General features: G+C 69.8%; 11 protein-coding genes. 6 read left to right on the top strand and 5 right to left on the bottom strand.

What is annotated here, in order from left to right:
- Positions 1–62 precede the first annotated feature (62 nt).
- The 3 genes from FN829_RS09550 to FN829_RS09560 all read right to left on the bottom strand — a co-directional run bounded on the left by FN829_RS09550 (position 63) and on the right by FN829_RS09560 (position 2,378).
- On the bottom strand, positions 63–287 hold the full coding sequence (locus tag FN829_RS09550; RefSeq protein WP_142986743.1) for a hypothetical protein: 225 nt from the start codon (positions 285–287) through the stop codon (positions 63–65).
- A 69-nt stretch (positions 288–356) separates the two neighbouring features.
- Complete coding sequence (gatD, locus tag FN829_RS09555; protein ID WP_142986744.1) at positions 357–1,667, bottom strand: Glu-tRNA(Gln) amidotransferase subunit GatD; 1,311 nt, start codon at positions 1,665–1,667, stop codon at positions 357–359.
- Positions 1,668–1,778: 111 nt separating this feature from the next.
- Entirely contained in the window at positions 1,779–2,378 is a 600-nt protein-coding gene (locus FN829_RS09560) for an NUDIX hydrolase (protein WP_142986745.1), read from the bottom strand.
- Between the two features lie 153 nt (positions 2,379–2,531).
- Between FN829_RS09560 and FN829_RS09565 the strand changes: the two genes are divergently transcribed.
- The 6 genes from FN829_RS09565 (at position 2,532) to FN829_RS09590 (ending at position 9,618) form a co-directional block, all read left to right on the top strand.
- Positions 2,532–3,512, top strand: coding sequence for a hypothetical protein (locus FN829_RS09565; RefSeq protein ID WP_142986746.1), 981 nt, complete (start codon positions 2,532–2,534; stop codon positions 3,510–3,512).
- 45 nt (positions 3,513–3,557) lie between these two features.
- Positions 3,558–4,631 (top strand): ABC transporter permease, encoded by a 1,074-nt coding sequence (locus tag FN829_RS09570; RefSeq protein WP_142986747.1) that lies wholly within the window; start codon positions 3,558–3,560, stop codon positions 4,629–4,631.
- Between the two features lie 161 nt (positions 4,632–4,792).
- Entirely contained in the window at positions 4,793–5,359 is a 567-nt protein-coding gene (locus FN829_RS09575) for an ABC transporter ATP-binding protein (protein WP_185955730.1), read from the top strand.
- A gap of 90 nt (positions 5,360–5,449) precedes the next feature.
- Entirely contained in the window at positions 5,450–6,970 is a 1,521-nt protein-coding gene (proS, locus tag FN829_RS09580; RefSeq protein ID WP_142986749.1) for a proline--tRNA ligase, read from the top strand.
- A gap of 149 nt (positions 6,971–7,119) precedes the next feature.
- Complete coding sequence (locus FN829_RS09585; RefSeq protein ID WP_142986750.1) at positions 7,120–8,334, top strand: DUF7096 domain-containing protein; 1,215 nt, start codon at positions 7,120–7,122, stop codon at positions 8,332–8,334.
- Positions 8,335–8,415: 81 nt separating this feature from the next.
- A complete protein-coding gene (locus FN829_RS09590) occupies positions 8,416–9,618 on the top strand; it encodes a DUF7345 domain-containing protein (RefSeq protein ID WP_246066483.1) in 1,203 nt (400 codons plus the stop codon).
- Positions 9,619–9,629: 11 nt separating this feature from the next.
- Here FN829_RS09590 and FN829_RS09595 read toward each other — a convergent pair whose 3' ends face one another.
- Together FN829_RS09595 and FN829_RS09600 are read right to left on the bottom strand one after the other, a co-directional pair.
- Positions 9,630–11,033 carry an NAD(P)/FAD-dependent oxidoreductase gene (locus FN829_RS09595; protein WP_142986751.1) on the bottom strand — a complete coding sequence of 468 codons (1,404 nt, stop codon included), beginning with the start codon at positions 11,031–11,033 and terminating at the stop codon, positions 9,630–9,632.
- Positions 11,034–11,057: 24 nt separating this feature from the next.
- Positions 11,058–12,248, bottom strand: a complete 1,191-nt coding sequence (locus tag FN829_RS09600; RefSeq protein WP_142986752.1) for an amidohydrolase family protein — start codon at positions 12,246–12,248, stop codon at positions 11,058–11,060.
- Positions 12,249–12,273 lie beyond the last annotated feature (25 nt).

Genomic DNA, 12,273 nt, shown 5'->3' on the forward strand with positions numbered 1-12,273 from the left:
CGGCTATCGCGATCGATACTCGACCGGCGGAGGCGGGTCGCTCCGATCGCGTCCGCCCCGTATCACTCCCGGCGGGTCGGCCCCGCGTCGCGGTGGAGGTACATGTACGCTAACACCGGGAGGATGGTGAACACGAGCGTCGCGAGGAACCACGCCAGCGCCCGGTCGCTTCCGCGCGCCTTCGCGTCCCGGTAGATCCAGACGGCGACCGCGAGGACGATCCCGTACACCGCCCCGTAGTAGAGCACCGACCGGAACGTCGCGACCTGGAGCAGGGCCGGATCCATACGCGGCCTGCGGGAGCCGGAGAAAAGAGCGTCACGGTCGCGAGCGCGGACGACGCCTCCGGGTTCAGCCTACCGCCAGGGGCGCGACTCCTCCGTCAACTCGCCCGCGAAGTTCCGCCGCATCGCCACCGCGGGGTCGTCGAGGTTCGCGAGCGCCCACATGAGCTTCACCTTCGCGGTTCCGGGGAGAGTGTCGCCCGCCTCGATCACGCCCGCCTCGATCAGGTCGCGGCCCGTGTCGTACACGCGGTCGCACACGCGCCCCTCGAGACACTGGCTCGTCATGACGACGACCGTCCCGTCCTCGACGAGCGACTCGACCCGCGGGATGAGGTCGGTGTGGACGTGGCCGAGCCCCGTCCCCTCGATCACGACGCCGGCTTTTCCCTCCAGGTAGTCCCACGCCGCGGGGTCCATCCCTGGCGTGAACTTCACGAGCTCCACCTCCGGCTCGAGGTCGGTCGCGATGGATGGGTCGGCCTCGGCCGCGTCGTCGCCCTCGTTTCCGTCCCTCACGCGAGGCGCGGGCTCGCGGTTCCAGGTGATCGCCGCCTCGGCGACGTCGCCGTCGGCTCCCGCCTCGGTGGCGGTCTCGTAGTCCACGAGGCCGAGCGGCTCCGCGCCGACCGTCTCGAAGGCGTCGCGCCGGGAGGTGTGGTTCTTCCGCACGCGGGTGCCACGGTGGAGCGCGCAGACGTCGTCGGAGGGGCTCGCGTGCATACATACGAGCGTCTCCGCGTGGTCGGCCTTCGCGGCCTCCACCGCGCACACCGCGTTCATGACGTTGTCCGAGGAGGGCCGGTCCGCGGAGCGCTGGCTCCCCGTGAACACGACGGGGACGGGGACGTCGAGGCTGAACGCGAGCGCCGAGGCGGAGTACTGCATCGTGTCCGTCCCGTGCATCACGACGACGCCGTCGGCCCCGGCCGCGACCTCCTCGCGGACCGCCTCGGCGAGGTCCCGCCAGATGCCGGGCTCCATGTTCTCCGAGAGAATGTTGGCGACGACGCGCCCGCGATAGTTCGCGCGCCCCGCGAGGTCGGGGACCGCCCGCAACACGTCCTCGGCATCGAACCGGGCGGTGACCGCGCCCGTGCGGTAGTCCACGGTCGATGCGATGGTCCCGCCGGTGGAGATGAGCGCCACCGTCGGCAGGTCGTCGTCGAAGGTGATCTCGCTCGACTCGCCCGCGTCGCCGGCGTCGTCGACGTCGCGAGCGCCCGACTCCAGCACCTCGACGTCGGCGTTCTCGCGGTCGACGCCGACGTTGTACCCACCCTCGAGCTTGACGACGAGGTGCTCGCGCGTCGTCGAGGGCAACAGCACGCCCTCGTTCGTGACGTCCCCGCGCTCGACGCGGACGCGATCTCCCGGTTGCATGTGTCCCGGTTCCCGGTCGGCGGACTTGAATCCAGCCGTTCGCGATCGGTGGGGGCGACGCCGACGGCCGGACTTGTCCCGGCGCGCGCGGACGCGACGCAGGCCGACGGCTCAGATCGGGAAGTCGGCCTCGGGACCGACGACGCGGTCGGGGTCGGGCGGGGCGCGCCAGTCGGTGGTGCGCTCGAGCAGCTGGACGACCATCCGCCCCGTCACGCCCCAGACGGTGTAGCCGTCGACGTGGAAGTAGTGGACGCGGTGGTCGCCGTACTCCGGGTGGCCGATCCGCCGTTCGGACTCGTAGTTCCGGGGATCCGTGAGGTCCGCGACGGAGAGAACGGCGACCTCGGCGACCTCCGACTCGTCAGGGACGTACTCCCGATCGGGCGCAACCCCGACGAAGGGGCGGACCGCGTAGGCGCTGCTGGTCCGCGCGTCGTCGATGCGGCCGACGACGTCGACCTCGTCGGGCCGCATGCCGACCTCCTCGTTCGCCTCCCGGAGGGCGGTGTCGGTGAGGGTCCGGTCGACCGGCTCGCGGCCGCCGCCGGGAAAGCTCATCTGGCCGGGGTGTTCCCCGAGGTGTTCGGCCCGCTTCGTGAACAGCAGGTGGGCGTCGCCGTCGCGTTCGATCACCGGGGCCAACACGGCCGCCTCGCGGCGCCCCGCGAGCGACCGCGACGCGTGACGGCGAAGCCCCGACAGGTTCATGCCGGAGTGTAGGACCTGCGGAGGAGTTAACCTTTCTCCGATTCCGCCGTCGGCGAGCGCGGTCGTTTCAATCCGCGAGAACATCCGTCGACTGATATGATGGATACCATAGGTTTAAGGGGTGACCTTTGAATCGTTAATCGATCACCGATCATGAGACACCGACGAACTCTCGCGGCGTTGCTGATCGTCGTCGTGACCGCGGGCTGTATGGGGGCCGTCCCCGGACTCGGGGGCGCCGGACCGATCGACCAGACGCCGGACAGCGCCGAGGCGGTGTTCCACGTGGACGCCGACGGACTGGAGGGCGACCCCGCGACCACGACGATCGTCGAGAGCCTCTCGGAGGAGAACCCGTCCGTGGAGGGGCCCGAGGAGGTCGGAAGCGACTTCGAGGACGAATTCAACGTCGCGCCCGGTGACGTGAGCGAGGTGCTGGTGTTCACCGAGGACGTCGAGACCGCGGGCGGGTACGGCGAGCAGTCCGTCGGGCTCATCGTTCACGGCGAGTTCGACTCCGAGGAGGTCATAGACGGCATCCGAAACCAGTCGACCGACCTCGAGGAGGTCGAGTACAACGACCACACGCTGTACGCGGGGCCCGATCAGAGCCTCGCCGGCGACACGGCGGCCGTCGCCGTGCTCGACGACGGCCAGATCGTCATCGGCGACCGGGCCTCGGTCGAATCGGTCGTCGACACCACGACCGGTGACGCGGACGCGCTGAGCGGAGACCTCAGAGACGAGTACGACGCGGCCACCGACGGCGCGCTCGTCGCGGGCGTGACGGAGTTCCCGGGCGAGGAGCTCTCCGGGCAGTCGGTCGGTGCCGGCATCGACACCTCCGTCCTCGAATCCGTGACGCTCGCGTCCTACGGGTATCGGACCGACGACCAGACGGTGTCCACGGAGCTTCGGCTCCACACCGAGAGCGCGTCCGACGCGCAGGACCTCCGGGACGTGATCGCCGGCGCGCTCGTCGCCGCCGGCGACACCGGGTACGAGGACCTCGACGCCGAACTGGACGAGATCGAGGCCGAACAGGACTCCGACGACGAGTCGATCGTCGTCGTCGGCTACGAGGGTAACGCCGAGGACGTCGCGGGCGTGATAGAGACGTTCCTCTACGCGTGATGGAGACCCTCCTCTACTAGCGTCGACGCTCCGGCTCGCCATCCGATGATACGCGACACGGCCGTGTTCCTCTGGACGGAAGCGTACGCGGCCAGACGACGGCTCGCCGCCCTCTTCGTCGGCTTCGCCCTTCTTCCCGGCCTCCTCGTGGTCGGCACCGCCGGCTTCGATCAGACGCTTCCACAGGACGTCCCCGTGGGCGTCGCGCCGGCGGAGGCGGAAACGACCGCGGACGACCTGACCGTGACGCGAGGCGGGGTCGCGCTGCTTGGCACGCCGGTCCAGTACGAGACGGAGGAGGCGGCCCTCCGCGGGCTCGACCGCGAGGAGGTGTACCTCGTCGTCCTCGTCCCGCCCGACGTCCTCGACGACGACTCGACGACGGAGTTCCGAATGATATGGCACGGCTCTGCGGTACCGCTCATCGAGGCGATCGGACTGCTGGAGGCCGTGTTGAGCGTCGAACTCTCGTCGTTTCTCCCCGGCGAGGTCGACGTCACCCACGAGCAGCGCGGAGTGCAGTTGACGCTCTCGGAGTACCTCATTCCGACAGGCATGACCCTGTTCGTGTTGGTCGTCGGACTGCTCTTCGTGCCCTACGACGTGATGACCGACCGACCGGTACTCGATCGGGTCCGTCACCAGTCTCGGTTGGAGGCGTTCGTGGCCGCGAAGCTCCTCTTTTACACCCTCCTGACGGGATCCGTACTCGTCGCCGTCGCAGTCGCGAACGTCCCGATGGAGTACCGGATCACCCCGTTACGCGTTGAGACCGCGACCGCGGTGGGGCTGTTGTTCCTCTCGACGGCGGCGGTCGGTACCGGGATCGCGTTCCTTCTCGGGTTGGGACGCACCGCGCTGTTCGTCAACCTCGGCGTGTTGATCGGGGTCGTCGGGTTCGGCAGTCTGCTGTACCCGGTCGGGTTCTTCTCGTCGACGCGGATGGCGATCGCGCGGAGCCTCCCGCCCCACTACCTCGCGATCGCGATCAGGGGCCACCTCGTCCGCGGCGACGGGTTCGGCCTGTACGCCGACTGGTACCGGTTCATCGGCGTCTACGTCGTCGGCTGTCTCGGCTTCTGTTGGAGCTGCGTCCGGACCTACGAGTGGAGGCGCTGAAGATGTCGGACCGCGCCGCGTCCGACCGTCTCACCCGCCTCCGCGACCGGATCGAGGATCGCCTCGGGCGAATCGGTTCGCGGGGGCGATACCGGGACTCCTCGTCGGACCCGTCGGCCCCGCTCGTCCGGTTTTGCGGCGTCTCGAAGCGATTTGGACCGGTGACGGCGCTCGACGGGATCGACTGTCGGTTCGATCGCGGCAGGATCCACGGCGTCGTCGGGCCGAACGGATCGGGAAAGACGACGTTTTTCGAGCTGCTCCTCCGATTGCGACATCCGACGGCCGGAACCGTGATCTCGCCGCCGCCGGCGGCCATCGGCTACTCGTTTCAGGAACCGCAGTTCTACCCGAACCTCACGGCCGAAGAGAACCTCTCGGTCTTCGCGCGGCTTCACGGCGACGTCGACCCCGAGTGGCGTCGCTCCGTGACCGAACGGCTCCGGCTCGACAGGGTCCGACACCAGCGAGCCGCGGCCCTTTCGGGCGGTTTTCGAAAGAAGCTCGACGTCGCCATCGCGTTCGTCTCCGAGCCGGAGTTGATCGTTCTCGACGAGCCGCTCGCGGGGATCGACCGGCTCTCTCGGAAACGCGTTCTCGAGCTGATCGTCGAACACGTCGAGAAGGGAGGAACCGTCCTCATCTCCTCACACGATCGCGGGCGTGTCGATCCGATCTTGGACTCCTCGCTCGCGCTGTACGACGGTCGCGTCGGTCGACCGGAGTGAGAGTCGACCGCGACGACTGGGAGCGGTCGACTCCTCTCTCCGCACGCGCCTTCGGACCTTTTAAGCCCGCGACCCGCCGTGTGAGGAACAATGAGCGACGACGACCAGGAGCTCGGGATCACCGAGTCCAAGTCACACAACACCGGCGAGTGGTACGCCGAGGTCGTACGGAAGGCGGGGTTGGCCGACTACGGCCCCGAGGGAATGAGCGGGTTCATCATCACGCGGCCGCGGGCGTACGCCGTCTGGGAGCGGCTCCAGGGGTTCCTGGACGCGAAGTTCAAGGACACCGGGGTTCAGAACGCATACTTCCCGATGTTCATCCCCGAGTCCTACCTCGAACGCGAGAAGGACATCGTCGAGGGGTTCGACCCCGAGGTGGCGTGGGTGACCGAGGCGGGCACGAAGGAGCTGGAAGAGCGGCTCGCGGTGCGGCCGACCTCCGAGTCGATCATCACGCCGTACATCTCCCAGTGGGTGCGGAGCCACCGTGACCTCCCGCTGCGGGTGAACCAGTGGTGTTCGGTCGTGCGCTGGGAGGCGACGGAGACGAAGCCGTTCTTCCGGACGAAGGAGTTCCTCTGGCAGGAGGGCCACACCGCCCACGCGACGAGCGAGGACGCCTGGGACGAGACGATGACCCGGCTCGACCAGTACGAGTCCGTCTACGAGGACTTCCTCGCGATCCCGGTTCTCAAAGGGCAGAAGCCCGCCCACGACAAGTTCCCCGGCGCGGACACGACGACGACCGTCGAGGCGCTGATGCCCGACGGCAAGTCCGTCCAGGGCGCGACGTCCCATCACCTCGGACGGTCGTTCGCCGAGGCGTTCGACATCACCTTCTCCGACGCCGAGGAGGACGAGCGGACGGCCCACACGACCTCGTGGGGCCTCTCCTGGCGCGCGCTCGGCGCGTTGATAATGACTCACTCGGACGAACAGGGACTCGTGCTCCCGCCGACGGTCGCGCCGACTCAGGTCGTCGTCGTCCCGATCTGGCAGGAGGACACCAAAGACGACGTGCTCGCGTACGCCGAGGGCGTCGCCGACGACCTCGATGACGCCGGGATCCGCGTCGAACTCGACGATCGCGACGAGCGCAACCCCGGATTCAAGTTCAACGAACACGAGCTGAACGGGATCCCGCTGCGGATCGAGATCGGTCCCTACGAGGTCGAGGACGACGAGCTGACCTTGAACCACCGGCCCGACGGCGAGGAGCACGTCGAGGCCCGCGAGGGCGTCGCCGAGACCGTCCGCGACCACCTCGATACGGTGTACGCGAAGCTGTACGCGGCCGCCGAGGACACCCTCGACGGGGAGGTTCGGGAGGCGGACGACCGCGCCGGGATCCTCGGCACCCTCGGCCAGCACGGCGGCTACGTGAAGACGCCCTGGTGCGGCGACGAGGCCTGCGAGGAGCCGATCAAGGAGCCGATGGCCGCGGAGATCGTCATGGTCCCCTTCGAGGACGACGACCCCCTCGTCGGGGAACGCGGCGACGGGGAGGGCGACGCCGCCGGGAGCGACGACGACGCGAGCCACGGGGAGACGTGCGCGATCTGCGGCGACCCGGCCGAGCGGACGGCGTACTTCGCGAAGTCGTACTGAGCGAGCCGCCCTCGGCTTTCACTCGATCTCCGCGCGGGCCGGCGGTTCACCCGGCTCGACGCAGTCGGCCGATTTAATCGGGTTTGATCGGGCTTGATCCGGAACGAAGGGTGTGGGTGTATTTAGGCGTCGGTCGCCGATCGGGAGGTATGAACCGACGGATCACGTTGCTCGTCGCCGCGCTGGCGGTCGCGGGGCTGATCGCGATGGTCCCGCTCGGAGCCGCGGTGACCGGCGGGCCCGGAGTCTCTCCCGCGACCGGCGACGGCGCGGGTACCGACGGGGGTATCGACGAGTTCGCACAGGCCGGATCGGAGGGCGGTACGAACGCCTCCGACGGAGCCACTGCGGACGACCTCAGTCCCGGCGAACGGCTCTCCGGCGTCATCGGCGTCCAGGGGGCCGAAGTCGACGGCGAGGTGTCCTCGCGCTCCTTCGAGATCCGGCTCGCGGACGCCGAGACCGACGAGGAGCGCGCGGCGGTGATCGCGGCGCAGCTCGAGCGGAATGGGGAGCGGCTGGCGGAGCTGCGGGAGCGGCAGCGGGAGCTCCGGGAACGCCGGGAGGCCGGGAACGTGAGTTCCGGCGCGTATGCCGCGCGGCAGGCGGCGATCGGGACGCGCGTGGCGACCGTGAATCGAACGACGAACCGGAGCGCCGAGGTCGCCGCGGACCTGCCCGAGGAGGCGCTCGCCGAGCGGGACGTCGACGCCGACCGTATCCGAACCCTCCGTGAGAGCGCGAGCGAGCTGAGCGGTCCCGAGGTCGCGGCGATCACCAGGGAGATCGGCGGCAACCGCACCGGCGCGCCGATGGGTCCCGACCGTCGCGGTCCGCCCGGATCCGGGATCGGTGCTCCGGACGGCTCGGCCGACCGCGGTCCGCCCGACGGTCTCCCTGGGAGCGGTCCGTCGGAAGCCGACGCCCCGGAGGGCGGAGAAAACGCGACCGGACCGCGAAACGGGTCGATCGCCGATCCAGGAGGGGCCGAGAACGCGACCGCCGAAAGCGACGACGCCGAGAACGCCGGTGACGAGTCGAACGGCGATGGATCCGACGTCGACGGGGCGGACGACGGAGGCGCGGATACCGACGAGGCCGAGGCGGACGGTGCCGGCGGTAACGGCGGCGCCGACGCCGGGTCTGACGAGGACGACGACGCCGGGACTGACGAAGACGCCGACGCCGGGACTGACGAAGACGCCGACGCCGGAACCGACGACGGCGAGGGTGCCGAAACCGACGACGGCGACGCCGGAGGCGGTTCCGGTTCGGAGTCCGGGACCGACCCGGAATCGGATACTGGAGACGGGGCGAGCGGTGGTGACGGGGTGAGCGGTAGTGACCGCCGCGGTGGCCCGTAGCGCACTCGCGTCGGCGACGGACGGCCGGAGTCGACGGCAGACATGAGAAGCGATTTAGCACGCCCCCGTGTCGTGTTCCCCGTGCAGCGAACGACGATTTCCGCGACGCTCGCCTGGCGTCTCCTCGCCGTCGGTCTCCTCGTCGGTGGCCTCCTCGCCGGCGCGTCCGGTGGCGTCGCGGGCGTCGCGGGGGACCCCTTCGCCCAACAGGAGGAGATCGACCCCGACGACGTCCTGATCACCGTCGACGTCGACGCCGACGGCGACGCGGTCTGGACGATCGAGTACCGGGTCCGACTCTCGACGAGCGATGAGGAACGGGCCTTCGAGGAGTTCCGGACGGACCTCGAGGCGAACTCCGAGGCGTACACCGATCGGTTCCGCGGCCGGATGGAGACGACGGTCAACGAGTCCTCGTCGGCCACGGGCCGAGACATGAGCGTTTCGAACGTGTCGGTGGCCGCGGAGCGGCGGGAGATCCCCCAGGAGTACGGAGTCGTCACCTACCGGTTCCGCTGGGACGGGTTCGCGACCGTCGAGGACGGACGGATCGCGGCCGGCGACGCGATCGACGGCATGTTCCTCGACGAGGAGAGCTCGCTCATCGTCTCGTGGCCGGACTCCCACGACTTGGAGTCGGCCTCGCCCGCACCGGCGGAGACGCGCGACGGGTCGGTCGTCTGGGTCGGACCGGTCGATTTCGCCGGGGACGAGCCGCGGATCTCGATGGCCCCCGACTCCGTCGTGGACTCGATCCCGAGCGGACTGCCGGCCCTCGCCGTGGTCGGCCTCCTCGCCGTCCTCGGCGGAGTTGCGGCGTACTTCCGACGCGATCGGGAGTCGTCGTCCTCGCCGGCGACGGGACCGACGCCGGTCGAATCGGGGACGACCGCCGGCACCGCCGCCGCGGACGACGACCCCGCGACGGAGTCGGTCGCGGCCGACGCCCCCGACGAGCCGGACGCTCCCGACGAAGCCGACGACGGCACGACTGACGACGGCGCGATCGATGACGAGGCGGACGTACCGCCGGTCGACGCGGAGCTTCTGAGCAACGAAGAGCAGGTGCTCCGGCTCCTCGATCGCGAGGGTGGTCGAATGAAACAGAAGCGGGTCGCCGACGAGCTCGACTGGACTGCCGCTAAGACGAGTCAGGTTGTGACCGGACTCCGCGACGAGGGTGACCTGGAGGGGTTCCGACTGGGCCGCGAGAACGTTCTCACGCTGCCGGAGGAAGGGGACGGCGGCGACGGCGACGAGGACGACGGGAACGGTCGGGCGTAGCGACGACGCGATCAGAGGTGTTCGCGCGCTGCCGCCGCCGCCTTCCGCCCGCTCTCCAACGCGCCCTGGATCGAGGACCACTCAGTGTACTCGCCCGCGAGGACCACCGGTCCCTCGGGATCGTCCGGATCGGGAAGCGTCGCGTGGACGCCCGGCGGTTGGGCGAACTGCGCGAAGGGGATCCGATCGACGGCGACGGTCTCGAGGCTCTCGAACCCGCGCTCGGGGTACCACCCGGAGAGCGCCTCTCGGGCGTCCTCGCGGAGGTCGTCGGCGTCGCGCTCGAGTGCCGCCTCGCCGAGGAACGTCGCCGCGAGAAGCGGGCGATTCCGCGGCGCGTACTCGGTCGCGACCTCCGAGATCGGCACCACCGCGTTCGGCGACTCGCCCGCCGCGTTGAGCAGGATCCGCTTGCCGGTCGAAAACGACGAGCGCTCGGGGAGTGAGAACCACGCGGTGACGTTGGGGACTCCCGACTCGGGGATCGACCCGACGCCGGTCAGCTTCCGCGCCTCCGGCGGCGTGGTCGCGACGACGACGCACCGCGCGTCGAGGGTCTTCCCGTCCGCGAGCTCGACGCGCGCGCCGTCCGCCGGGCCGCCCGATCCGAGCCGGAACCGGCCGCCCGAGCCGACGTCGACCGCCTCGACGTCCTCGCCGGTGTGAACCTCGACGCCGGCGTCCGCGGCGCGCTCGGCCAACTGTTCGGGTATCGCCGCCATTCCCTCGGCGGGGACCGCGATCGACCCGCGGCTCATCGCGCGGAAGGTGTACTCGAAGACGGTCTCGGCGGTCGAAAGCGATCGGTCGAGCGTGATCCCGCCGTAGAAGGGCTCGACGAAGTTCTCGACGTAGTCGCTCGAGAACCCCCAGTCGGAGAGGTACTCGCGGATCGTCGCGTCGGAGCCGGAGCCAGCGAAGAACTCGTCTTCCGCGCGCTTCGAGAGGTCGTATCGGAGCGCGAGCGTCCGGAGCTTATCGGAGAAGGGGACCTCGTGGTTGAGCGCGGACTCGATCACGGCGGTCGGCTCGCGGAGCGGGTCCGAGAGGACGGCCCGCGAGCCCGGTCGGCAGATCGTCGCACCGGGCGAGAACGTCCGGAGGTCGAGCGCCCCCGTGTCGAGTTCTCGCGCCACGGCCGGGTAGCTCGTGAAAAGCACCTGAAAGCCCCGGTCGAGCGTGAACCCGTCGACGTCGCGGGAGCGGACCCGGCCGCCGACGCGCGGCCGCCGTTCGAGAAGCGTCACGTCCGCGCCCGCCTCCGCGAGCCGGGCCGCCGAGACGAGCCCGGCGAGCCCGCCACCGACGACGATGGCGTCTGCGTCCATGATCGCCGTATCGGTCCGGCGGGTAATAAGGGACCACGCTTCGGCCGAATCGGGCGTTCGCGTCCCTCGATCGACCGCTCGCTCCACCCTCGACGACCTCGAGACTCCGCGCTACCAGTCGTACTCCTCGCGGGGGTCGACCGCGTCGCGCTCGCGGTCGAAGACGTGCTCGCCGTCGACGAAGACGTGTCGCGTTCGACTGTCGTTCTCGTGGAAGACGCCGTCCCAGACCGCCACGTCGGCGTCGGTGCCGACCGCTATGGTGCCGACGCGGTCGTCGATACCGAGGATCTCGGCGGGGTACCGCGTCACCGCCTCGAGCGCTTCCTCCTCGGGGAAGCCCTCGCGGACCGCGAGCCCGACGCAGACGTCGAGGTGCTGTTGGGGCAACACGGGCGCGTCGGTCTGGATCGCGACCTTCACGCCGGCTTCGTGGAGGATCGCCGGCGTCTCGAAGGTGATGTTCCGCAGTTCGTACTTCGCGCCCGAATACAGCGACGGCCCGACAACCGCCGGCACGTCCCGCTTCGCGAACTCCTCCGCTATCAGGTGCCCCTCGGTCGCGTGCTCGATCGAGATCTCGTCGATCCCGAATTCCGCCGTGATCCGGAAAACGGTCATGATGTCGTCGGCCCGGTGCGCGTGGACCCGGAGCGGGAGCCCCTCGGTGAGCACGCGCGAGAGGTTCTCCATGCCGAGGTCGCGCTCGAACGGTTCGTCCTCGGCTCGGGCGTGTTCGCGCCGGTCGACGTAGTCCTCCGCCTCCATCAGCGCCGAGCGCAGCGTGGCCGCCACGCCGGGGCGCGTCGACGGCTGGCGGTTCTGCTCCTCGCCGTGGAAGCGCTTGGGGTTCTCGCCCATCGCGGCCTTCATCCCGTCCTCGCGGATCAGCATGTCGTCGGCGGTCAGTCCGTGGGTCTTCATCGAGCAGATGATCCCGCCGATCACGTTCCCGGAGCCCATCCGCGCCGAGACCGAGGTCACGCCGTTCTGGAACGCGTGTTTCAGCTCCTCGTCGCGGGGATGAAACCCGTCGAGCGCGGTGACGTGCGGGGTGACCGCGGCGGTCCCCTCGTTGTAGTCGCGGTCCTCGGGTTCGCCCCACTCGGCCACCCCGGCGTGGCTGTGGGCGTCGACGAGCCCCGGCGTGACGTGATGGCCCTCGACGTCGAGGACGGTCGCCTCCTCGGGCGGGTCGACGTCGCCGACGGCGACGATCTCCCCGTGGTCGATGACGACGGTTCCATCGATCGTTCCTCGCTCCGTTGCCGTGTGGACGGTTCCGCCGACCAGCGCGTACATGCGGCCGGCTTCGGCGGCTCGATAT

This window comes from Halorubrum cibi, from assembly GCF_900182635.1.
GTDB classification, from domain to species: domain Archaea; phylum Halobacteriota; class Halobacteria; order Halobacteriales; family Haloferacaceae; genus Halorubrum; species Halorubrum cibi.

What these genes read in the sequence shown, in the direction of transcription:
- FN829_RS09550 (WP_142986743.1), bottom strand. Translation starts at nt 287, where the DNA reads ATGGATCCGGCCCTGCTCCAGGTCGCGACGTTCCGGTCGGTGCTCTAC.
- gatD (WP_142986744.1), bottom strand. Translation starts at nt 1,667, where the DNA reads ATGCAACCGGGAGATCGCGTCCGCGTCGAGCGCGGGGACGTCACGAAC.
- FN829_RS09560 (WP_142986745.1), bottom strand. Translation starts at nt 2,378, where the DNA reads ATGAACCTGTCGGGGCTTCGCCGTCACGCGTCGCGGTCGCTCGCGGGG.
- FN829_RS09565 (WP_142986746.1), top strand. Translation starts at nt 2,532, where the DNA reads ATGAGACACCGACGAACTCTCGCGGCGTTGCTGATCGTCGTCGTGACC.
- FN829_RS09570 (WP_142986747.1), top strand. Translation starts at nt 3,558, where the DNA reads ATGATACGCGACACGGCCGTGTTCCTCTGGACGGAAGCGTACGCGGCC.
- proS (WP_142986749.1), top strand. Translation starts at nt 5,450, where the DNA reads ATGAGCGACGACGACCAGGAGCTCGGGATCACCGAGTCCAAGTCACAC.
- FN829_RS09585 (WP_142986750.1), top strand. Translation starts at nt 7,120, where the DNA reads ATGAACCGACGGATCACGTTGCTCGTCGCCGCGCTGGCGGTCGCGGGG.
- FN829_RS09600 (WP_142986752.1), bottom strand. Translation starts at nt 12,248, where the DNA reads ATGTACGCGCTGGTCGGCGGAACCGTCCACACGGCAACGGAGCGAGGA.